The 23,176-nt window shown below is 39.4% G+C and carries 16 protein-coding genes; 13 read left to right on the plus strand and 3 right to left on the minus strand.

Annotation, left to right across the window (positions count from 1 at the left end; all coding sequences use genetic code 11):
* The first annotated feature begins 29 nt into the window (after positions 1 to 29).
* From E7303_RS11755 to E7303_RS11775, 5 genes are all read left to right on the plus strand, one after another.
* Entirely contained in the window at positions 30 to 1,409 is a 1,380-nt protein-coding gene (locus E7303_RS11755) for a TrpB-like pyridoxal phosphate-dependent enzyme (RefSeq protein ID WP_292145499.1), read from the plus strand.
* Between the two features lie 71 nt (positions 1,410 to 1,480).
* A complete protein-coding gene (gene thrH / locus E7303_RS11760) occupies positions 1,481 to 2,083 on the plus strand; it encodes a bifunctional phosphoserine phosphatase/homoserine phosphotransferase ThrH (RefSeq protein WP_292145500.1) in 603 nt (200 codons plus the stop codon).
* Between the two features lie 287 nt (positions 2,084 to 2,370).
* Positions 2,371 to 4,377 (plus strand): methyl-accepting chemotaxis protein, encoded by a 2,007-nt coding sequence (locus tag E7303_RS11765; protein ID WP_292145501.1) that lies wholly within the window; start codon positions 2,371 to 2,373, stop codon positions 4,375 to 4,377.
* A 25-nt stretch (positions 4,378 to 4,402) separates the two neighbouring features.
* Complete coding sequence (locus E7303_RS11770; protein WP_292145502.1) at positions 4,403 to 6,433, plus strand: methyl-accepting chemotaxis protein; 2,031 nt, start codon at positions 4,403 to 4,405, stop codon at positions 6,431 to 6,433.
* 84 nt (positions 6,434 to 6,517) lie between these two features.
* Entirely contained in the window at positions 6,518 to 8,242 is a 1,725-nt protein-coding gene (locus E7303_RS11775; RefSeq protein ID WP_292145503.1) for a hypothetical protein, read from the plus strand.
* A 61-nt stretch (positions 8,243 to 8,303) separates the two neighbouring features.
* On the opposite strand, the gene E7303_RS11780 is transcribed toward E7303_RS11775, so the two are convergent.
* Complete coding sequence (locus tag E7303_RS11780; RefSeq protein ID WP_292145504.1) at positions 8,304 to 9,179, minus strand: phosphoribosylaminoimidazolesuccinocarboxamide synthase; 876 nt, start codon at positions 9,177 to 9,179, stop codon at positions 8,304 to 8,306.
* Between the two features lie 138 nt (positions 9,180 to 9,317).
* The gene (locus E7303_RS11785; protein ID WP_022775024.1) at positions 9,318 to 10,958 is read right to left on the minus strand and encodes an ABC-F family ATP-binding cassette domain-containing protein; all 1,641 of its coding nucleotides are present in this window, start codon (positions 10,956 to 10,958) and stop codon (positions 9,318 to 9,320) included.
* A 251-nt stretch (positions 10,959 to 11,209) separates the two neighbouring features.
* Between E7303_RS11785 and E7303_RS11790 the strand changes: the two genes are divergently transcribed.
* The 8 genes from E7303_RS11790 to fucO all read left to right on the plus strand — a co-directional run bounded on the left by E7303_RS11790 (position 11,210) and on the right by fucO (position 23,054).
* Positions 11,210 to 13,009, plus strand: a complete 1,800-nt coding sequence (locus E7303_RS11790; RefSeq protein ID WP_292145505.1) for a GDSL-type esterase/lipase family protein — start codon at positions 11,210 to 11,212, stop codon at positions 13,007 to 13,009.
* Between the two features lie 97 nt (positions 13,010 to 13,106).
* Positions 13,107 to 13,313 (plus strand): hypothetical protein, encoded by a 207-nt coding sequence (locus E7303_RS11795; protein WP_292145507.1) that lies wholly within the window; start codon positions 13,107 to 13,109, stop codon positions 13,311 to 13,313.
* 73 nt (positions 13,314 to 13,386) lie between these two features.
* On the plus strand, positions 13,387 to 15,024 hold the full coding sequence (locus E7303_RS11800) for a CoA transferase (RefSeq protein ID WP_292145508.1): 1,638 nt from the start codon (positions 13,387 to 13,389) through the stop codon (positions 15,022 to 15,024).
* 22 nt (positions 15,025 to 15,046) lie between these two features.
* A complete protein-coding gene (locus E7303_RS11805) occupies positions 15,047 to 16,354 on the plus strand; it encodes an MFS transporter (RefSeq protein ID WP_292145509.1) in 1,308 nt (435 codons plus the stop codon).
* 66 nt (positions 16,355 to 16,420) lie between these two features.
* Complete coding sequence (locus E7303_RS11810) at positions 16,421 to 17,977, plus strand: GGDEF domain-containing protein (RefSeq protein WP_292145511.1); 1,557 nt, start codon at positions 16,421 to 16,423, stop codon at positions 17,975 to 17,977.
* A 127-nt stretch (positions 17,978 to 18,104) separates the two neighbouring features.
* Positions 18,105 to 21,002 (plus strand): ATP-binding protein, encoded by a 2,898-nt coding sequence (locus E7303_RS11815; RefSeq protein ID WP_292145512.1) that lies wholly within the window; start codon positions 18,105 to 18,107, stop codon positions 21,000 to 21,002.
* Between the two features lie 14 nt (positions 21,003 to 21,016).
* Positions 21,017 to 21,784 carry a response regulator gene (locus tag E7303_RS11820; RefSeq protein ID WP_292145513.1) on the plus strand — a complete coding sequence of 256 codons (768 nt, stop codon included), beginning with the start codon at positions 21,017 to 21,019 and terminating at the stop codon, positions 21,782 to 21,784.
* 121 nt (positions 21,785 to 21,905) lie between these two features.
* Positions 21,906 to 23,054, plus strand: coding sequence for a lactaldehyde reductase (gene fucO / locus E7303_RS11825; protein WP_292145515.1), 1,149 nt, complete (start codon positions 21,906 to 21,908; stop codon positions 23,052 to 23,054).
* 17 nt (positions 23,055 to 23,071) lie between these two features.
* Here fucO and E7303_RS18175 read toward each other — a convergent pair.
* The coding region (locus tag E7303_RS18175; protein ID WP_442861651.1) for an AraC family transcriptional regulator at positions 23,072 to 23,176 on the minus strand (105 nt) is incomplete at its 5' end.

Raw genomic sequence — 23,176 nt, forward strand, 5'->3', positions numbered from 1 at the left:
TTGTCAAAGTCACGGAGGGGAGTATTACTATGAGCGAAGAGAAAAGAATTCCTTATAAGATTTATCTGTCAGAGGATGAAATTCCGAGACAGTGGTATAACGTCAGAGCAGATATGAAAAACAAACCGGCGCCACTTCTTAATCCCGCAACATTAAAGCCTATGGGATTTGAAGACTTAAGGCCGGTTTTCTGTGATGAGCTTATTAAGCAGGAGCTGGATGACACAACACCTTACATTGATATTCCTGAGGAAGTACTTGATTTTTATAAGATGTACAGACCTGCTCCACTTGTAAGAGCATATTTCCTTGAAAAAGCACTTGGTACACCTGCTAAGATCTATTATAAATTTGAGGGTAACAACACAAGCGGAAGCCATAAGCTTAATTCCGCAATTGTGCAGGCTTATTATGCAAAGAAGCAGGGCCTTAAGGGAGTGACCACAGAGACCGGTGCAGGTCAGTGGGGAACAGCTCTTTCAATGGCTTCAGCTTACTTTGGAATTGACTGTAAAGTATACATGGTTAAGGTTTCTTACGAACAGAAACCATTCAGACGTGAAGTAATGCGTACTTATGGAGCTTCTGTAACTCCTTCTCCATCCATGGACACAGAGGTAGGACGCAAGATCAACGCTGAGCATCCCGGAACAACAGGAAGCCTTGGCTGCGCTATTTCCGAAGCAGTAGAAGTTGCAACAAAGACTGAAGGCTACAGATATGTTTTGGGAAGTGTGCTTAACCAGGTACTTCTTCATCAGACAGTTATAGGACTTGAGTCTAAACTTGCCCTTGAAAAATATGGCGTGACTCCAGATATTATCATTGGTTGCGCCGGTGGCGGATCAAACCTTGGAGGACTTATTTCTCCATTTATGGGAGAGAAGCTCCGCGGTGAAAAGGATTACAGGATTATTGCAGTAGAACCCGCGAGCTGTCCAAGCTTTACAAGAGGTAAATTTGCATATGATTTCTGTGACACAGGAATGGTATGTCCACTTGCCAAGATGTATACACTTGGATCAAACTTTATTCCATCTGCAAACCATGCAGGAGGACTTCGCTATCACGGCATGAGCCCAATTCTTTCACAGCTCTATCATGATGGCTATATGGAGGCTGTATCTGTTGAGCAGACCTCAGTATTCCAGGCTGCACAACAGTTTGCAAGAGTAGAAGGAATCCTTCCTGCACCGGAGAGCAGCCATGCTATCAGAGTTGCCATTGATGAGGCATTAAAGTGCAAGGAAACAGGGGAGGAAAAGACTATTCTCTTTGGCCTTACAGGTACAGGCTATTTTGATATGGTTGCTTATCAGAAGTTCAATGACGGCGTTATGATGGATTACATTCCTACAGATGCTGAGCTTCAAAAGAGCTTTGAGAAACTTCCTAAAATTGATCTTTAATTGATAATTTAGTGCCAAAGTTAAATCTTTTGGCACTTGTTTATGAAAAAAATAATGATGAGGATTTAACTATGAATATTGTTTGCTTGGATTTAGAAGGTGTACTTGTTCCAGAAATTTGGATTGCTTTTTCTAAAGCATCGGGGATTCCTGAATTAAAAAAGACAACACGAGATGAACCTGATTACGATAAGCTCATGAGGTGGCGCCTTGGAGTTTTAAAGGAACACGGTCTCGGACTTAAAGAAATACAGGATACAATTGCCACGATTGATCCGCTTCCGGGAGCTAAAGAGTTTTTGGATGAATTAAGAAGTCTGACACAGGTTATCATCATAAGTGATACCTTTACACAGTTTGCAACACCACTTATGGAGAAACTTGGATGGCCAACAATATTCTGCAACTCTCTCGAAGTAGCAGAAAATGGTGAGATCACAGGCTTTAAAATGCGAATAGAAAACTCAAAGCTCACCACAGTAAAAGCCCTTCAGTCTATAGGCTACGAGACGATTGCAAGTGGAGACAGCTACAACGACCTTGCCATGATACAGGCCAGCAAAGCAGGCTTCCTTTTCCGTTCAACCGAAAAGATCAAAGCCGACTATCCAAACCTCCCAGCCTTCGAAGAGTACGACGACCTCCTGGCCGCTATCAAAAGCGCCCTAAATTAACATATTTAAACCTCTTTACATGCCAAAAAAGCACCTCCACCGGGATCCTGCCGCAGTGAAGGTGCTTTATTTGTTTTTTGGAAGTTTCTTCATGTCTTTACTTCCTCCTTTGATTTATATATCGGACTCAATTCGAAAAAGTTTAGAGTCTGGCTCTTAATAATTATTCAATGCTTAAAAGATTATTAAGAATATGCTAAATTGCTGGATTTGTCTTTTTAATGCTATATAATTGTATTGCGTATATATGTACACGCAATACAGTCTTTATATATGGAGGAATAATCATGGCAAAGAATAAGAAAAGTTCTGAAGGTGTAAGCTTTAAGGACAGCATTAAGACAAAGCTTATTGCTGTAATGATGCTTATCACTGCTGTTCCGCTGATTGTTGCAATCATTGTAAGTTATATTACTTCTACAAATAAGGCGCTGTCAGATGCACAGGCTTCTCAGCAATGGCAGGCCAGATATATTGAAAGCAAACTTGTAGAAGCAATTAACGCGAATTTAAACATGATCAAGTCTGTAGCAGGTAATCCCACTGTTATAGAGTATGTCAAAGGTGGGGCAGGCATTCCATATGATGCAGTTCAGCTTTATCTCCAGGACTGTGATGCGGTTCTTAATGATGGACAAAATACTGCCGTTACAGATGTAACAGGAATGCAGGTTGCCAGAGGAACAGGTGATTTTATAAGTGTAGCCGATCGTGATTATTATAAGGCAGCAATTGCCGGACAGGTTTATATTTCCAATATTCTGGTCAGCAAAACAACAGGTGGAAGAATGATTTCATTTGCAGTTCCTGTTATGGATGGCAATACGGTCATTGGTATAGTTCACAGAAACTATGATCTTTCCAATTTGCACGATATGCTCGCTGCACAGGCTGAAAATGCCTTTGTAGTAGATAGAAATGGTATGGTTGCAGCTCATTCGCAGTATGAGATTGCTGAGGGAGTTCACGATGAAGTTGATGTTTCAACCTCTGAGTTCTATACCTCAGGCGCTGATTCAGGATATTATAAGTCAGCTTCAGCTTTTGGAACCAATTACATGTCCTATTATAAAGAGCCTCTTTCAGGTTTTGTAGTTGTTACAGCAAAGAGTGCTGCAGAGATCATGTCTTCTGCAAGACAAGCTGCTATTATCGTAATTGTTGTAGGTATTATTCTTTTAGCTGTTGCAATTGCTATATCTTTCATTATGGCAAAGAGCTTTACTGATCCGGTTCAGGCAGTAGATAAATCTTTGGAAGCATTGTCAGATGGACGTTTTGTGAAGGTTGAGAAATTTGACCTCAGAAAAGACGAGTTTGGCGCTATTTCAAAAGCAACCAATGCTGTTATTGGCAAACTCGATGATATAGTTTCTGATATCAAGGCATCTGCTGAGGATGTAGGAGCATCTTCTACAGAACTGTCAGACATGGCTAATCAGATTTCTCAGACAGCAGAGGATGTTTCAAATGCAGTACAGGAAATTGCATCCGGGGCTACACAGCAGGCTGATGAGATTCAGAGTGCCTCTGAAAATGTTGGAAGGATTGGCGAAGCAGTTGGTGATGTTCAAAGATCAACAGATGATTTGTCCGGAATTACAGAGAAGATGAAAGAAGCGTCTGAAATTTCAAGTAAGTCTTTGGCAGACCTTCAGAATTCTTCCAATGAGATGACAGAGAAGATTGATGAAATATCACAGACAATTCAGGCTACACAGCAGGCTGTCAATAACATCAGCGAAAAGGTAGAAGGCATCACATCAATTGCAACCCAGACAAACCTTCTTTCTCTTAATGCTTCTATCGAAGCAGCACGAGCAGGAGAAGCAGGAAAAGGATTTGCGGTTGTTGCAGAAGAAATCGGAAAACTTGCGGAAGACTCCAAGGCTATGGCTGATGATATCAGGAAGGAAATGGATATTCTTCTTGAACAGGCACAGGCGGCTGTTGGTGCAGCAGAGGATGTAAGACAGGGCAACAATGATCAGCAGATTGCTCTTGGCGAGACTCTTGATGCAGTTAACGGAATGCTTGAAGACATCGGCAGCACAGTAGGCGGTGTACAGCTTATTTCCGAGGGAGCAGAGACCTGCGACAGCTCCAAGAATGCCGTAGTGGATACCATGAGTGCTCTTTCGGCTATATCGGAAGAAAATGCCGCTTCCTCAGAGGAAACTGGAGCATCTATGCAGGAGCTTTCAGCTACAGTTACAACTCTTGCCGGATCAGCTAACAATCTTAAGGAAATTGCAGATAAACTTAATGAAGAGATGAAGTTCTTTAAATCGTAACGGTCATATTTTTATGGAGGTTATTATGGCTAAGAAAGAAGATAATTCCGGCGTTCCCAAAAAGAACTGGAAAGACAGCGTTAAGACAAGTCTTATTTTAACTATGTCTTTGCTTGTGGCAATTCCTCTTATTATTGCCATTGGTGTCAGTTACAAAAGCTCTATATCAAAGGCGCTTGAGGATGCTGAGTATATTAATTCCAAACAGGCTCAGATAGTAGAGGATGCTTTTACAACAGAACTTCAGCAGCAGATAAGGACTCTTGAGGGGGTTGCGGCCAATCCGTTTACTATTGATTATGTTAAGAATGAGGGCACAAGAAACGATGAGTATATGATCTCATTTTTAAAACAGGTCAATAAGGCCTATGCGGATGGCAATGCGATTGTTGTTTCGGATGCTACAGGACAGCAGCTTGCTCGAGATGACGGGAACAACCTTTCAAATATTGCTGACAGAGACTATTTTAAAAATGCCATTTCCGGTAAGACTTATGTTTCAGATGTGGTGATCTCGAAAGCTACCGGTTCCAGGATCATTATCCCGGCAACTCCAGTTTATGATCATGGATATTCAACACCTATAGGAATTGTACAAAGAAGCTATGATCTTTCAAATCTTCATACTCTTTTAAAAGAGAATATTTCTTCCAGTCAGAGAGCGTTTATTACAGACAGGAATGGTGTTGTTATTGCTCATTCCGACTACGAAATAAGTTCAGAAGATGCTGAAGATAACAGAAGTGATAGAGATTTCTTTAAAATGGCACAGACAAGCACAACCGGTACCTATGTGACCGGAAGTGGCAGCGATAAGCAGATTGTATCTTTTCAGCAGGAACCAACTACCGGGTGGATAGTAGTTGTTTCTTCCAATTACAAGGCTACTCTTGCATCGGCTCAGCGTAGCGCAACTTTTATAGTTCTTATTGGAATTATAATGGTTATTATTGCTATTATTGCTTCCTTTAGAATGTCTAAGTCATTTACCGAGCCGCTTAATGAAGTTAATGAAGCGCTACACCATCTATCAGAGGGCGAGTTTGTTCATATCGAAAAATTCCAGGATAGAAAAGATGAGTTTGGAGATATGATTGCAAATACAAATTCTGTGCTGGATATTCTTAGTGGTATTGTAAAAAATATTAAGGAATCTGCTCTTTCGGTTCATGAGTCTTCTGTAGAGCTTGCAGATGCAGCCAGCCAGATTTCGCAGACTGCAGATGATGTTTCAAATGCTGTACAGGAGATTGCATCAGGTGCAACTCAGCAGGCTGATGAGATCCAGTCTGTTACAGAGAGTGTTGGAGACATTGACACTGCAACAGGAAATGTACAGACAAGTACTGATGATCTGTCCGGTCTTGCTGCAAGAATGCAGGAAGTCAGTACAGAATCTGCGCAGTCTCTTGCTGATCTTCAGGAAAGCAGCAGAAACATGAGTGATAACATCATTCAGATTTCTGAAAAGATCGGAGCAACAAGTAAAGCAGTTGAAAACATTAACGAAAAGGTTGAGGGAATTGCTTCAATTGCTACACAGACAAATCTTCTTTCACTTAATGCATCAATTGAGGCTGCAAGAGCAGGAGAGGCAGGAAAAGGCTTTGCGGTTGTTGCAGAAGAAATCGGTAAGCTGGCAGACGATTCAAGGCAGATGGCTGATGATATCAGAAAAGAGATGGATGTTCTTTTGGCAGAGTCTCAGGCAGCTGTTGGAATGGCAGCTGAGGTTCAAAAAGGTAATGACGAGCAGCAGTCTGTTCTTGGAGCAACAGTTCAGAGTGTAAATGCAATGATAGACGATATTTCTTCAACGGTAGTAAGTGTAAAGAGTATTGAAAAAGATGCAGGAACCTGTGTAAGTGCCAAGAATGTTGTATCAGATGCAATGAGCTCTTTGTCAGCAATTTCTGAAGAAAACGCGGCTTCATCAGAAGAAACCGGGGCATCAATGCAGGAGCTTTCCGCTACAGTTACAACTTTGTCTGCTTCAGCAGGATCGCTGAAGGATATTGCGGATAAGCTAAGTGCCGACATGGAATTCTTTAAATGATAATCTGAATAAAGGGTGTAAAAATGCTCCAAAGCCTTGTATAATTAGTTGTATTTTTTTATGCGAGAGGATGGAGCATTTTTTATGAAATGTAGTTGTTGTGGGAGCGAGATCACGCCTATCGATGGGCACTGCAGTGTTTGCGGGGCTCCTGTTTTAGAAGAGATTGATTATGAAAATGTAGATGTTCATATAGATGAACCGGTAAAAGAAACTGCTAAAAATGGATCGGAGCCAAAAAAATCTGCATATACTGATAAGAATGCAAGATCAGGCAAGAAGAAAAATAATAGTACTAAGAAGCAGGGACAGTTAACAGGAAAAGCGCTTTTTGTGGGAATGGGAATCCTTACGGCAATCATGGTCGTACTAGGTATCATAGGCGAAAATACATCAGAAAATACAGAAGGTGAACCATCATCTGTAGCATCAACAGGTAATGCTGTTTATAAAGCTGATCCAACCAAGATCTTAGAGGTTGAGGGCGTCATATACAACGATGCTGGTAGCAGTATAGATGGGCTGTATGGCGAGGACGATGATTATATTTACAGTACCTTTTCATATAACAAAGATCACTCGGCTGGCGCACTTGTAGATGGAAGGGGCAATGCCTTATACGTTAATAAAGATCTTCAGACGATTCCGATGAAAACGAATGCACTTTGGACAGGAATTTCCTTTAATGGAGAGTACATGTTTGTTGTTTTCAGGATTGATTACAACTATGGACTTAGCCTCATAAATATCAAGTCTAATAAAGAATATTTAATAGATGATGATGTATATTACAGCCTTGCTTTGTCGCCGGATGGAACTAAGATTGCCTATTTAAAGTATACAGAAGACTATTCTAAGGAGCTTTATATAGCAGGAACAGATATGGAGGCTAAACTTATCTGCTCAGATGTGGATGATGTAATGGCAATATCTGATGATGGTACTACTGTTTATTATGAGGTTTATGATGAAGAATATAATACTATGGAGTATGTCTGGCATGACGGAAAGGAAACACTTTTAACTCCTAAACATATGGGATACTTTCTGTTTAACAGAGATTGTACAGAAGCGATATACAAAGATTCTGACGTAAATTATTACTATAAAGCGGGAATGGATGAGCCTAAGGCATTGGACTGTGCTGAATTTTACAAGATTGCTATGGATGTTGATAAAGGATGCGGCACTTCAGGAGAAAATGATGTTGTTATATATGATACCGATACTTTTGAAGGCGGTGTGATACAAGACAGCGAGAATGATGTATATCTGATAGAGGCTGACTATACCCTTACGAAGCTTGGGAATAACTATCATAGTATCGCATTTCATGCAAGGCATTCAGATAAAGATGTCTATATTGTTGAAAATGATAAAGAGCTTATAAGATATGAACGTGATGCTTTGGGAAAACTTGAAAGCAAAAAAATACTAGGTGATGTAAACATAGATAAAGTTGAAATAAATGATGATGCATCAATTATCTGGTGCTTTTATATTCAGGCAGGAAAGCCCGTTCTTTGCAGCATTGATGAGAATGGAGAGACAGCTATAATCTCAGACACAGATGAGGAAAGATATATAAATAAAATGTATTGGGACAGTGATACCCAAAAGGTTTATATACAACATGATAAAAACATACTAATTGCAATTTCAAAAGAAGGAGAGCAGGAAGAAATCTCAAGGAAATGTCAAAGACTTACAACGGATCATTATTATTATCCGGGTATCATATCATTTACAGATAGTAATGACAGAGATTATGTTTCGGTATTTGGACAGTTTGTGATGGTTGAAGATTAACAATAAAAAATCCCACAGGTTCGTTAGAGCCTGTGGGATTTCTACTATCTGCAATTATTTTTTATGCCTCGAGGTCTTTGCCTGTAAGGAGTTTGTAAGCTTCAAGATACTTTGCAATTGTCTTGTCGATTACGTCAGAAGGAAGATTGTAATCGCAATCAGGATTAGCCTTTAAGTAGTTACGAACGAACTGCTTATCAAATGAAGGCTGATCGTGACCTTCTTCATAACCTTCAACAGGCCAGAATCTTGAGCTGTCAGGAGTGAGCATTTCATCGGCGAGAACAACTTCGCCATTTTCATCGATACCAAACTCAAACTTTGTATCGGCAATTATGATGCCGCGAGTGAGAGCGTAGTCAGCACATTTTTTGTAAAGAGCAATTGTGTAATCTCTGATCTTTGTAGCGTATTCTCTGCCGTGTCCAGGGAATGCTTTCTCAAGTACTTCAATACTTCTCTCAAAATCGATGTTCTCATCGTGATCACCAATCTCAGCCTTTGTGCTTGGTGTGTAGATCGGTTCAGGAAGCTTGCCACATTCCTTTAATCCTTCAGGAAGCTTGATGCCGCAAACTGTTCCGTTTTCTTTATATGATACCCAGCCACTGCCTGTTATATAACCACGTACAATACATTCAACAGGAATCATAGTGAGCTTTTTGCAAAGCATGCTGTTTCCCTTGAACTGCGGAGCCCTGAAGAACTCAGGCATATCATTGTTATCTACGCTGATCATGTGGTTTCTTACAATATCCTTGGTGTAATCAAACCAAAAACGTGACATCTGGGTGAGAACAGTACCTTTTTTCTCGACTTTGTTTTTTAAGATTACGTCAAATGCGGAAATTCTGTCTGTTGCTACCATGATCAGGTTTTCACCTATATCGTAGATTTCACGTACTTTTCCTTCTTTTACTGGGGTAAACTGCTGCATAACTTGCTCCTCCTATAAACTTATAAGTGTATTAATATCGGGATCTGTTGATCCGGATAATTACGTGGTTATATATTGAATGGTTTAGGAACTGTAGTAAAAGCTTGGTTAATTTAGCTACAGCTTTTGGGATGGTAATCAGTCATCCTCTTCCTCATCAGCGGCAGTATTATATACTGTACGCTTTCTAGCCATTTCATCATTTTCAAGGTACTCGTCATAAGTAGAACGTTTATCGATAAGAGATCCATCAGGAAGAATCTCCATGATTCTGTTAGCTGTTGTCTGCACAACCTGATGGTCACGGCAGGCAAAAAGTTCAACGCCCGGGAACTTGATCATTCCGTCATTAAGAGCGGAAATCGATTCCATATCAAGGTGGTTGGTTGGTTCATCGAAGATAAGACAGTTAGCACCGCTTATCATCATTTTAGAGAGAAGACATCTTACTTTTTCTCCTCCGGAAAGGACTTTAACTTTTTTAACTCCGTCTTCACCGGCAAAGAGCATTCTTCCAAGGAAGCCTCTTACGTAAGTAGCATCTTTAATCTCTGAATAACCTGTAAGCCATTCTGTAATGGTGTAGTCGTTGTCAAATTCTTTTGTATTGTCCTTAGGGAAGTAAGCCTGAGATGTTGTTACACCCCATTTATAAGTTCCTTCATCCGGTTCAAGCTCACCTGTAAGGATCTGGAAGAGAGTAGTCTTTGCAAGCTCGTTACCGCCTACAAAAGCAACCTTGTCGTCTCTCTGGATAACAAAAGAAATATTGTCGAGAACTTTTTCTCCGTTAATTGTCTTGGAGAGGCCGTCTACAGTAAGAACTTCGTTACCGATCTCTCTGTTTGGTCTGAAATCAATGTAAGGATATTTTCTGCTTGAAGGCTTGATAGTATCAAGCTCGATCTTTTCAAGAGCTTTCTTTCTGGATGTAGCCTGTTTACTCTTACTTGCATTAGCTGAGAAACGGGCAATGAACTCTTTGAGCTCTTTGATCTGTTCTTCTTTTTTCTTGTTGGCTTCCTTCATCTGACGGATCATCAGCTGTGATGACTCGTACCAGAAGTCATAGTTACCGGCATAAAGCTGGATCTTGCCATAATCTATATCAGCGATGTAAGTACAAACCTTATTGAGGAAGTAACGGTCATGGGATACAACAATGACAGTATTCTCAAAATTGATAAGGAACTCTTCAAGCCATGCAATAGCATCAAGGTCCAGATGGTTGGTAGGCTCATCCAGAAGGAGAATATCAGGATTACCAAAGAGGGCTCTTGCAAGAAGAACCTTGACTTTCTGTGCACCATCAAGCTCTTTCATAAGCTTGTAGTGGAACTCGGATTCGATTCCCAGTCCGTTCAGAAGACTCTCCGCATCAGATTCAGCTTCCCATCCGTTAAGTTCAGCAAATTCAGCTTCAAGTTCGCTGGCTCTGATACCATCTTCGTCTGTGAAATCTTCCTTGGCATAGATGGCATCTTTTTCATTTTTAATCTCAAAGAGACGGGCATTACCTGCAATTACTGTATCAAGAACAACGTTCTCATCATATTTGAAGTGATCCTGTTCGAGGAATGAAAGTCTCTCTCCGTCAGAAATAACAACGTCACCGTTTGTTGTTTCAATCTGTCCGGATAAGATTTTTAAAAATGTTGACTTACCGGCTCCGTTAGCTCCGATGATACCGTAGCAGTTACCCGGTGTGAATTTAATATTTACATCCTCAAATAGAGCTTTTTTACCGACTCTGAGTGTTACGTTATTTGCACTTATCATTTATAAAATAGCCTTTCTGAAAAACAAATATATACCTTTGCAACAGTTCGTATTATATGAGAATCTACTATAAAATGCAATCGAAAAATGGGCGAAAATGCACAACAATTTTAGTTAATTTAGTTTATATTCTGTCAGAGAAAAAGTAGTATATTTGTGTGGCATTAACACATATATCAGGAACAATAGTGAAATTAAAGGTATTTTGCTATAGTTCTTTACCTTTTGAAAGGATAAGACAGCTGCAGATTATGAGTAGAGAAACTGAAAATGTATTGGATATGAATATTAAGGATACTGACACCTGGAAAGCCCTTAATAATGGTGGATGGACAAATAGGAGATTGGAAGAAGGCTATAAGTGCGATGACTGTAAGAGAGCCATTGCCATAAAAAAAGTCACTGTTTCTGAGTTTGGAACTTACAGAGTAGACTTAGAATTTATGGCAAAAGATAATATCAGGGATATGTCACTTTTTGCAGGCAGAAGGAATATGGTTTCCCGGGGAATAAACCTTGCCAAGGGCGAAAAATATAAAAAGAGCTTTTACATTGCCGTTACTCCATATATTCCGGCGCTATCTGCAAAGCGGTATGATGACAAGACTATATATGTAAGCTTTACTCATGCTGACATTGTTGAGCTTTGCGATATAAAGGTGGTTAAAGAGGAAGTGCCTGTTATATGGGTAGCCGGTGACTCTACGCTTACTGATCAGAATGCCGGGATACCGTATTATCCATATGGAAGCTGCGCGGGCTGGGCTCAGATGCTTCTTGGATATACAGGTAAAGGTGCTGTCTGCAATCTGGCCCATTCGGGAATGACAACCAATTGTTTTAGGGATGATGGACATTTTGATATAGCAAAAGAGATGATAAAAAAGGGAGACTTTTTTATCATACAGTTTGGACACAATGACCAAAAAAGAAGAAATCTAAAGGCTTTTGAAGGCTATAAAGAAAATCTGAAAAGGTATGCCTGTGAAGTAAGAGAACTTGGTGCAAAGCCTGTAATTTGTTCACCCATAAGCCGCAATTCTGATTTTTCTCTTTTAAAACCATACAGAGATGCCTGCCTTGAAGCAGCAAAGGAGCTGGATATTCCATTTATTGATCTTCATGATTTCACATTTGAAAAATGGCAGGAATTTGGAGAAAATGCAAAAGATTATTTTATTCCCGGTGATATTACACATACCAATGAGTACGGTGCGATGCTTGTCGCAGACTTTTTTGTCATGGAAATCTATCGGAAAATATCTTCAAATTCTATTTCAAGTGACTATTCTGAAAGTTTAACAGACCTTTTTGGCAGGAAAACTTTGGAAGAGGTTTCTTACAAAGAATATAAAATAGAAAATAACGAAAAAGATCTGCCTAAAGAGCTACCCGGACCTGATATTTTCAGCATAGAGCCACCGTATGTTGATTTGACGGACATTCCGAATGAAAATGGGGTAAAAAAAGCATATAATTATGGCTTATTGGATCCATGCGTAATGTATCTTCATCCCCATGCCGTCATGCCGAGAGCACAGCTTCTCATGGTTATGTTCAAGGCGTTCAGAATGGCAGGAAAACGTCCCTATAAAAAGAAGTTCTCAGACATAAATGAATATGATTGGGATGCAGGATATGTTCAGGCATTAGTAGATGAAGAGTTAATAGATAGTGAAACGATAGGTACAGATGAAACTACAGGCAAGCTGCTCTTTAGACCTGATGATTCCCTTAAATATGCTGAATTTATCAGTTTTCTTGTGAGATTTTTAGAAAAAGATATAGAAAGAAGAAAGAAACTGACAATGTCGGAATGCCTAAAAAAGGCTGATGAACTAAAATTGCTAGGGGATAAGGAACATAGTAAAGAGTATAAACAAAGCTTTGGCATTGTAAAGTGCATGTTGGAAAAAGAAAAGTATGAAGTAGCAAAGGGGGATAACATTTCAAGAGCAGAAGTTTATGCCGGGCTGTCTCGTTTTATGGATATAGCAGGTGGTATAGAAAGTGATTTGCCGTCAGGGCTTGATATTCATCCGGTTCATTAGGACATGCAGTGAAGTATGGGTGTCATAAATATTATTATATTGAGAGGTATCGTGGTATACTCATATTTGAAATATAAATTTGTTATTGAGGTTTTAGATGGATATTCAAAAGAAACAACAGCTCCTTGATCTTATCGATAAGGCGGGGAAGGGCAGTATCGAAGCGGCAGAGGAGATTGCTTTGGCCTATTTTACAGGAAGTCTTGAAGGAAAAAAGAATCTTGTGAAGGCAAAAAAATGGGCTTCTTACGCGGCAAAACATGGAAGTGAAAGGGCTGCGGACATTCTTAATAAGTTAAGTTAGTATAACTTCTTGAATTTTTAATTCAAGAATAGGAAAACTGAATAGAAAAAATTAAAAAAACGAGGAGAAAGCTATGGGGAATGTAATGGGGAAAAAAGCTCTTCAGGCACTTGTGTGCTATGATGATCTTTTGGAAAAGCTGGATTTAAAAGTAGATACTCCGGTTATTTTTAATCTTTCCGATGAAAGAAAAAAGCAGATAAAGAGGTCGGTATACGGACATAATCCGTTTCCCGGTCTACTTAAGCTTGTTCTTTTGTCACTCAGAAAAAAAGCTGTTAAGCGTCTGTACGAAGATGAGAAGGTTCTTCAGACAGGGCCGGCTGCGGCTATTCTTGCACTGGATTCTGTGCTTGTTCAGGAAATTGGTAATATAAGGAATAACATAAAAGAAAAACAGCCTGTCATTTGCGATGTTGACATGGCAGGGCTTCAGGTAGTAAGGCTTTACATGAGTTCCTATGAAGGTAACAAGGACTTTGTGAAAGCAAGATACAACTCTGCTGTTCGTGTTGACAACGCCCTTAATGGTTCTTTTTACAAATATAAGACAAAAGATGGCAGGATGTTTTCGGCACACGTTTACTACGAGTCTCAGAAAAAGATAATGATGGAGACTTTAGGAATCACGAAAGATCCCGAGAAATTTGTCTTAAGCTCACTTCCTTTCGACAAGGCCCTTACAGCTAAGGCTGTGAAAAACTGGAACGCTGAAGATCTTGAAGAAAAGACCTTTGAAAACGGTGCCTGCGGATGTATGCTTCGCACCAGGCAGGAATGGGAAGAAAGTGAAGTTGGAAAAGCAGTATGCGAAATGCCGCTTTTTAGGCTGACTAAAGAGAAGGCAGATGTTAAAAAGAAACTTGGAAAATACGACAAGGAAAGAGGGCCTCTTTCAGGTATAAAAGTCCTGGATCTTACACATATCATTGCAGGGCCTGCGTGTACCAGACTTCTTGCAGAAGCAGGCGCAGACGTTCTCATGGTCAGAAGGGGTAAATATACTGAGCAGGAACAGGCGATGCTTGAGCTTGACGGATGGGCAGGAAAGAGAAGTATTCAGCTTGATTTTAATAATCCAAAACAGCTTGAGAAGGCCAAAAAGCTTGTAAAAGAAGCTGATATTGTTGTTTGTTCTTATCAGGTTGGAGCACTGGATAAATTTGGACTTTCGGAAAAAGATATTCATAAGCTCAATCCTAACGTGATCTACGGAAGTCTTCGCTGCTTCTCAGACACAGTTTGGAATGAGAGACCGGGTTGGGCACCATGCGCTGAGGATATAACAGGACTTAGCGTAAGAAACGGCTCACTTAAAAAGCCTGTGAACTTAAACGGTGTTCCCCTTGATTATATTCCTGGAATGATCCTTTGCGCCGGAATATTAAAGGCTCTAAAACTGCAGCTTACAGAGGGTGGCAGTTATACAGTTACAGGTTCTTTGACAAGAGGCGGCTACTGGCTTCACGAATGCACTGATCTTTGGGAAAAGCTTGATGGAAGGGTTACGTTCGATACAACAAGAAGCTCCATCGTGCATAATTCCAAGCTTTCACTGTGGAATGATACCTTTACTAAGGTCCCTGAAACAGCTGTAGGAGATGTCTATTTTACAACTCCTGCTACCAATATAGGAAAAGAAGAAAATACATACAGAAACGGAAATATGTATTTCAATGATGGAAAGATCGGCTTTAGAAAAAAATCTTGATACTGCATTTGGGGGATTTGGGATGAAACTTAACTACAAAAGAACTATACTCATCGGTTTTGCTTTTTTATCAATCTGCGCATTCTGGCAGTTTTATGACAATGAAATACCCAAGATCTTAAAATACAATTTTAATCTTGGTGAGACAGCAACAGGCGCGATCATGGCGCTTGATAATGTCTTTGCACTTTTTATGCTCCCATTTTTTGGAGCCTTGTCTGATAAGACAGATACTAAATTAGGAAAAAGAATTCCCTATATTTTTATAGGAACTGTCATGGCAATCACCTTTTTGACAATTCTTATTCAGGTGGCAAGACCCAGTGGCAATCTGGTTTTCTTTATCGTAATACTGCTTCTCCTTCTTATCTCTATGGGAATTTACAGATCACCGGCAGTTTCACTTATGCCTGATCTGACCCCTGCACCCGTAAGAAGTGCAGGAAATGCCATAATCAACCTTATGGGAGCTCTTGGCGGAGTTTTTACCCTTGTTATGACGATTCTTTTGGTAAAAGCAGCAGATAATGCGGCAGACACCAATTACACTCCTTTGATGGTGAGTATAGTGGTCCTTATGGCAGTATCCATCATAGTTTTAGTGCTTACCATAAAAGAAAGAACAATTAAAAAGCAGATAGAAAAAGAGGGCGGCCTTGGCTCTCTTGGCGAGAAGATCGAAAAAGAGACAAAAGAAAATGAGTCAGCAGGTAAGCTTCCCAAGGAAGTATTCAAAAGTCTTAGCTTTCTTCTTTTATCAGTGGCTTTCTGGTATATGGCCTATAATGCAGTAACAACAGCTTACACCAGATATGTTGAGGAGGTTTGGGGACTTAAAGACGGAAGCTATGCTACAACACTTCTCATTGCAACAGTTGCAGCTGTACTTAGCTACATTCCTATTGGAATAATCTCCAGTAAGATAGGCAGGAAAAAGACAATCCTTGGAGGCGTGGTTATTATGACAATCTGCTATTTGGTTGCAGCATTTTTGCCTCATTACACGAGCTCCATAAACATCTTTTTTGCGCTTATAGGAATTGGCTGGGCAGCTATAAATGTTAACTCTTATCCTATGGTTGTTGAGATGAGTAAATCAGGAGATATTGGTAAATACACCGGCACGTATTATACGTTTTCCATGGCAGCTCAGGTGTTTACGCCAATTCTTTCAGGAATGCTTCTGGAATATGTTTCTTACAGAACGCTTTTCCCTTATGCAGTTGTATTCTCGTGTCTGGCATTCTGTACAATGATGATGGTAAAACACGGAGATGTTAAACCTCCGAAAAAGGAAAATATCCTTGAAAATTTCGATGTTGATGATTGAAATTGGAATTATAAAAAATCAATAAAAAACGAAGAAATAATTAACGCTATATAGTACAATTATGTCATGATTAGACGACATGGCCTTGTTGAAAAGTTAATTATTTTCTTCGTTATTCTTGTAGTATCTGTTTTGACATTAACAGGTGTTAGCGCCTATCTCAGCCAGATGAGCATATACCGTGAACATTCAGAACAAAGACTACAGAATACGCTGATTTACCTTGCTGAACTTATGAGTGCTGATGGACAGGATTTTCTTGCCTATCAGCGACTTTCTATTGCTCTGAAGGATGAAATAAACATTCCTTTCGATTTTGATGGCGATTATCATGATGCCAAAACGTCTTTTTATGATTCTTTTAACAGAGAATATCCAGGCAAAACTCCGGGAAAAGACATAGCGTATGAAGATATGTCAAGGGATCTTCAAATATTATATGTGACTTACAGGCAGGAGTATTGGCTGCATATTGTTATGTCTACCAGTAAAAATTTCAATGTGACGTACATATATTACATGGTTCCTACAGGTGAGGAAGATCACATGTACTATATTCTTGATCCGGTCCCTGATTCAAAGGTAGTTGATGGAAAAGAATATATAGTTCTTGATGTTGATATATATGAACCTCTGTCAGAACACAAACATATGTGGGAAGCATGGGAAAAAGGAGAGTTTACTCCGGGATATGATTATTTTGACAATGAATACGGGCGGACCTATGGCTGTTATTACCCTTTGTGGATTGATGGAATAAAGGCAGGAGTTATTGGCGCTGACATAGAAATTGAACATGTCAACAATGCAATTTTATACAGTGCTATCAAACAGACTCTTTGGATGGCTGCTCTTATGATAGTGTTCGGAGGAATTCTTTCTTTTGTTATAGGAGCTAAGTATATCAAAAGGCTACTGGAACTTAAGGATGACGTGGTATATTTCACCGAAACAAGAGATGAATCGGTTGTAGACAGAGTTAACACCAGAATTAAAGGGAATGATGAAATTCATGATCTGGCTGTTCAGATATCCATTATGATTTCATCCATCAGTATTTATATGAATAGCCTGATCGAAAAAAACAGGCAGCTGACGGAGGCACAAAATAAGATAAGAGCGGCAAATGAACTTGCAAACAAAGATGCGCTCACAGGTATCAGAAACAAGACTTCTTATGATGACGAGGTCAGAAAAATAGAGGATCGGATTGTTAACGAGAAATTTGACAGATTTGGTATAGCAATGGTCGATCTTAACTATTTAAAGGTTATCAATGATAACTTTGGACATGAAAAAGGAAATATTTCCATTAAGAAAATCTGCATGATCGTCTGCAAAAATTTCACGCATTCTCCTGTATTCAGAATAGGAGGAGATGAGTTTGTAGTGATTCTTGAAAACGAAGATTATGATAATGCCATAGAACTTGTCCGAAAATTTAAGAAAACACTTAATGAAATTTCCGGGGATGATTCTCTGGAACCGTGGGAAAAAGTGTCTGCTGCAATTGGCTGGACGATGTTTGACCCTGAAACTGATGAAGGAGTACAGAGTGTATTTAAAAGAGCGGACGATCTGATGTATGAGGATAAAAAGGCAATGAAGGCTGCAAGAGAATAAAGTATTTATGAGGTAATGAATGCTTATGAAACAGATTCGGAAAATCAAAGATATTGATAAAAAGTGGTTAAGAAATCTAGTGAAATTTATTTCTGTTGTGGTGTGGCTTTCTTTGACGAGGCTTTGTGTGTACAGTTCATTACATGCAGAGAGCATGATATTTCACAAGTGGGGGATAGTTTTTGCAACCTTTTTTTTCTTGCCGTATCTGCTTCTTGGAGGCCTGTATGGTTATCTTTTTGCGTATGTAGCCTTTTTTATTTCTTTTCTTACAACATTTTTACTTAGTATGGATACTGTCTATTACATGGCAATTTACCTGGTAGCAACCACGTGCTTTGCTTTGTTTGGGCAGTATTTTTGGTTTAGGACTAAAAAGAAGACATTTCTGTCATGTTTATATACACTTTTATTGACTTCGCTTACTGAAGTAGTTTGTCTTACTGTGATACAAAATGAAAACTATGATATATCTGCCCTAAAGAACCTTACTGTTTACTTTTCAAGAGATGCTGCGCTGATTTTTTTGGTTGGCTTTGTTCTGCATTTCTTTTTTACAAAAGTTCCTGATATCTGTAAGATTCCCTTTCCTATTGCAACGGGCTATACAGATGCCTATCAGAAGAATAAAGATATTAGGAGGAGCCTTAGAAAAACAAGGGTAAGCGCTAAGATAACCGCAATCATAATAGGAATAGAGGTTATATTGGGTGTATCTGTTGCCGGGTTCATGGTAGCTCTTTTTCCTGACCTTAAAGATGTCATGGTAAATAATCTAAGAAACAACAAAGAGGTCGTGGATACCATAATCGAAAGACGTCTTGGCGAAGATACTGATATAACCAGTGATGACTTTGCAAATGGGATTGAAAAGCTGGAGTTTACATTTGATACATCAGTAGTCAATTATGATATAAAAATGGTGCTTTTGATGCTGTGTGTTGGAGTTCCTCTTGGAGGTTTTGCAAATTTTTATACCAAAATGTCTATAGGAGCTCCTCTTGGCGTGCTTTCTGATTTTATGTATGAGTTTGCCAATGCTGACGATAATGAAAAACTAAAGGTTGGGAAAAAAATTGACAATATAAAGGCAGTTACAAAGGATGAAATAGGGGTTGTATTTGAATCATCACGGATGATGGTTCATTCCATTGAGGACTATATCGGAAGGATTGAGGAAGAGCAGAAATTAAAGACTGAGCTTGAGGTTGCCAAACAGTCAAGTGAAGCCAAAAGCAGTTTCCTGTCAAATATGTCTCATGAGATAAGAACACCTATAAATGCTGTTCTGGGAATGAATGAGATGATAATCAGAGAGACAAACGATCCACAGATAGAAGAGTACGCCCAGAATGTAAAAAGTGCAGGCAACTCTCTTTTGGGAATTGTAAATGATATTCTTGATTTTTCAAAGATTGAAGCAGGTAAAATGGATATTTTACCTGTGCCCTATCATTTAGGTTCCATGATAAATGATCTTCTTAACATGATAGCAACAAAGGCTCAGGATAAAGGATTAAAATTAGAAATAAACGTTGATGAGACAATTCCGTCTTCTCTTTTTGGAGATGAAATAAGAATTAAGCAATGTGTCACAAATATTCTTACCAATGCAGTGAAGTACACGGAGGAAGGCTCTGTTACTATGAACGTATCATATCGCAAGGAAGATGAAGATAACATTTTCCTGAGATTTCAGGTGGTAGATACGGGAATAGGAATAAAAGAGGAGGATCTTAACAAGCTCTTTTCACCGTTTGAAAGAATTGAAGAAATAAGAAACAGGTCCATTGAGGGAACAGGACTTGGAATGAGTATTGTAAAAAAGCTTCTTGCACTGATGGATACTAAGCTGGAAGTTAAGAGTGTTTACGGAGAAGGGTCTGATTTTTCTTTTGAAGTAAGGCAGCAGGTCTTTTCATGGGAAGAGCTTGGAGATTTCAAGCAAAAATATAAGGAATATTTAAACAGCCTGAAAAAATATCATGAAAAGTTCAGGGCGCCGGAGGCTGAAATTCTGGTTGTGGATGATACAGTAATGAATCTGACGGTTGTAAAAGGGCTTTTAAAGAATACACAGATAAGGATTGATACTGCCGAGAGCGGAATGGAAACCCTTGAAAAGGTTAAACAAAAGCATTATGACGCTATTTTTATAGATCACAGGATGCCGGAGATGGATGGAGTTGAGACTCTGGCAGCAATGAAGACACTGGAAGGAAATAAGAATATCGGAGTTCCGTGTATTGCTCTTACTGCAAATGCCGGGGCAGGGGCAAGAGAAGAGTACATTGCAGCAGGGTTCGATGATTATCTTTCGAAGCCGGTAAATGGTGAAACGCTGGAAGATTTGCTATATAACCTTCTTCCAAAAGAAAAACTGCAAACTGCAGGCAGTGCGAACGAGGCGATAACAGAGTTTTCTGATTCAAAGCTGAAAGAAGAAACAAGTCATGAGGATTTCCTCGATGCTCTTGAGGGGATTGATCTTAAGGAAGCACTAAATAACTGCGGCAGCCGTGAGGTTTTGGCTACGGTTGTAAAAGAGTTTTTGATAAGTCTTAATAAAAAAGCTGATGACATAGAAAATTTTGCCCATATCAAAGACTTTAGAAACTACACGGTTGCGGTTCACGCTCTTAAGAGTTCGGCAAGGCTTGTGGGAGCTATGGAACTGTCCAAAGAAGCAGCATACCTTGAGAAGTGCGGCAATGATGAGAATGAAGCAGAAATTGTAGAAAAAACGCCACAACTGTTATATCTTTACAGGAGCTATAAGGATAAATTCAAGGCAGCAGCAGAAAACGAAGATGATTCAGATTTACCGGAGATTTCAGAGGATGAGCTTTTAAGTGCATTTTCAGATATCAAAGAGCTTGTTGAGGCCTATGATTATGATACTGCGGATGGAATCATGGACATGCTGAAAGGATATAAAATACCGGATTCCTACAAGGAAAAATATAAAAAGGTAGCGGAGTTTATGGCTTTAGTAGATAGAGATTCACTACTTTCTATTCTATGACAAGGAGAGCTTAAATGGAAAAAAGAGTATTACTTATAGGCGGCGGAAAGAGCTTTATGGTCACATCAATTGCCAAGGAGCTAAGGGAAAAGAACTTTGAAGTGGTTCAGGCAAGCGCAAATGTAACAGAAGTGGAGAGAATAGAGAATAAACCAAAGGTATATCTTATCTATATAGATGATCTTGAAGATATGATGGAATTTTTGGTTTATATAAGAGATCAGGCTGTTGAAGACGATCTGTCAATAAGCATTATCGGATCACCTGATGAAATAAACAAGATAAGAGTCAGTGTGCCACAGGACAGGATAGCGGCAATTTTTGAGCGCCCTGTGAATGTAAAAGAACTTGGAAACAAAATGATTGAAGTTGTGGAGAAAGAAGATCTGCGCCTTCAAAAGAAAAAAATTCTGGTTGTAGATGATGATGGAACAATGCTTCGAACTATTAAGAGCTGGCTTTCTGAAAAATACCAGGTTTTTATGGTTAATTCCGGAATGGCAGCAATAACATTTTTGGCAAAAAATGAAGTTGATCTTATACTTCTTGATTATGAAATGCCGGTTACTACAGGACCTCAGGTTCTAAAAATGTTAAGGTCAGAACCTTCAACCAGTAGTTTGCCTGTAATGTTTTTGACTGTAAAGAGCGACAAGGAAAGTGTAATGCAGGTCATTGATCTTAAACCTGAGAAATATCTTTTAAAGACAATGCCACCTGCTGAACTGATTGCCAATATTGATGAGTTTTTTGAAAAACAAAAGGCAAAAAAATTCAGTTGAAAATGATTGAAAATGCACAATAATTAAGCGTTTTCGAATAACTTTCCACCGGTATTATATGATAAAATTTTATTGGGTTACCGGCGGCAAAGCCGCAAAATTACAAACGGAGGAAGGTTATATGGCAAACAGAATTTCACTTAACGGAACATCCTATCATGGGGCAGGGGCAATCAATGAGATTGTAAATGAAATCAATGGACATGGCTTTAAAAAGGCTTTTGTTGCATCAGATCCAGATCTGATCAAGTTCGGTGTAACAGCTAAGGTTACAGACCTTTTAGAAAAGGCTGGTATTCCTTTTGAGATTTATTCAGATATTAAGCCAAATCCAACTATTGAGAACGTAAAAAACGGCGTTGAAGCATTTAAAAAGTCTGGTGCTGATTGCATCGTAGCAGTAGGTGGTGGTTCATCTATGGATACATCAAAGGCAATCGGTATTATCATTACAAATCCGGAGTTTGCAGATGTTCGCTCACTTGAAGGCGTAGCACCTACAAAGAATCCTTGTGTTCCTATAATTGCAGTTCCTACTACAGCCGGAACAGCAGCTGAGGTTACAATCAATTACGTTATTACAGATGTAGAAAAAGAGAGAAAGTTCGTTTGTGTAGATACACATGATATGCCTATTGTTGCAGTTGTTGATCCTGAAATGATGGGTTCAATGCCTAAGGGACTTACAGCAGCTACAGGTATGGATGCTCTTACACATGCTATCGAAGGTTATACAACAAGAGCAGCCTGGGAGATGACAGATATGTTCCATCTCGAAGCTATCAGACTTATTTCAAAGAATCTTCGCGGAGCTGTTGAAAATACCAAAGAAGGTCGTGAGGGAATGGCACTTGGCCAATATATCGCCGGTATGGGATTTTCTAATGTCGGACTTGGTATCGACCATGCTATGGCACATACTCTTTCAGCTCATTATGACACACCACATGGTGTTGCATGTGCTATGTTCCTTCCTATTTCCATGGAGTTCAACCGCGAATATACAGGAGAGAGACTTCGCGAAGTTGCAAGAGCAATGGGTGTAGAAGGCGTTGACAATATGAGTCAGGAAGAGTACCGCGATGCAGCTATCGCAGCTGTTAAGAAGCTTTCTGAGGATGTTGGAATACCGAAGACTCTTGATAAGATCAAGGAAGAGGATCTTGATACACTTGCTACAGATGCACTTAACGATGCATGCTATCCAGGTAACCCAAGAGAAGCTACTAAAGAGCAGGTTATCGAAATGTTCCGCATGCTGATGGTATAAGTAAATGATTAACATGATCATACATGATATAAAAGTCTTTTAGCATAAGTGTTCCTATAAGCACTGGGTGTAAGCCCGGTGCTTTTTTTAAACGCTCTTGAGAAATTATGTACGTCTGAGAA

The organism is Butyrivibrio sp., assembly GCF_015056685.1.
Taxonomy (GTDB): Bacteria; Bacillota; Clostridia; order Lachnospirales; family Lachnospiraceae; genus Butyrivibrio.

Coding starts and splice junctions, on each gene's coding strand:
- E7303_RS11755 (WP_292145499.1), top strand. CDS start 30: ATGAGCGAAGAGAAAAGAATTCCTTATAAGATTTATCTGTCAGAGGAT.
- thrH (WP_292145500.1), top strand. CDS start 1,481: ATGAATATTGTTTGCTTGGATTTAGAAGGTGTACTTGTTCCAGAAATT.
- E7303_RS11765 (WP_292145501.1), top strand. CDS start 2,371: ATGGCAAAGAATAAGAAAAGTTCTGAAGGTGTAAGCTTTAAGGACAGC.
- E7303_RS11770 (WP_292145502.1), top strand. CDS start 4,403: ATGGCTAAGAAAGAAGATAATTCCGGCGTTCCCAAAAAGAACTGGAAA.
- E7303_RS11775 (WP_292145503.1), top strand. CDS start 6,518: ATGAAATGTAGTTGTTGTGGGAGCGAGATCACGCCTATCGATGGGCAC.
- E7303_RS11780 (WP_292145504.1), bottom strand. CDS start 9,179: ATGCAGCAGTTTACCCCAGTAAAAGAAGGAAAAGTACGTGAAATCTAC.
- E7303_RS11785 (WP_022775024.1), bottom strand. CDS start 10,958: ATGATAAGTGCAAATAACGTAACACTCAGAGTCGGTAAAAAAGCTCTA.
- E7303_RS11790 (WP_292145505.1), top strand. CDS start 11,210: ATGAGTAGAGAAACTGAAAATGTATTGGATATGAATATTAAGGATACT.
- E7303_RS11795 (WP_292145507.1), top strand. CDS start 13,107: ATGGATATTCAAAAGAAACAACAGCTCCTTGATCTTATCGATAAGGCG.
- E7303_RS11800 (WP_292145508.1), top strand. CDS start 13,387: ATGGGGAATGTAATGGGGAAAAAAGCTCTTCAGGCACTTGTGTGCTAT.
- E7303_RS11805 (WP_292145509.1), top strand. CDS start 15,047: ATGAAACTTAACTACAAAAGAACTATACTCATCGGTTTTGCTTTTTTA.
- E7303_RS11810 (WP_292145511.1), top strand. CDS start 16,421: ATGATTAGACGACATGGCCTTGTTGAAAAGTTAATTATTTTCTTCGTT.
- E7303_RS11820 (WP_292145513.1), top strand. CDS start 21,017: ATGGAAAAAAGAGTATTACTTATAGGCGGCGGAAAGAGCTTTATGGTC.
- fucO (WP_292145515.1), top strand. CDS start 21,906: ATGGCAAACAGAATTTCACTTAACGGAACATCCTATCATGGGGCAGGG.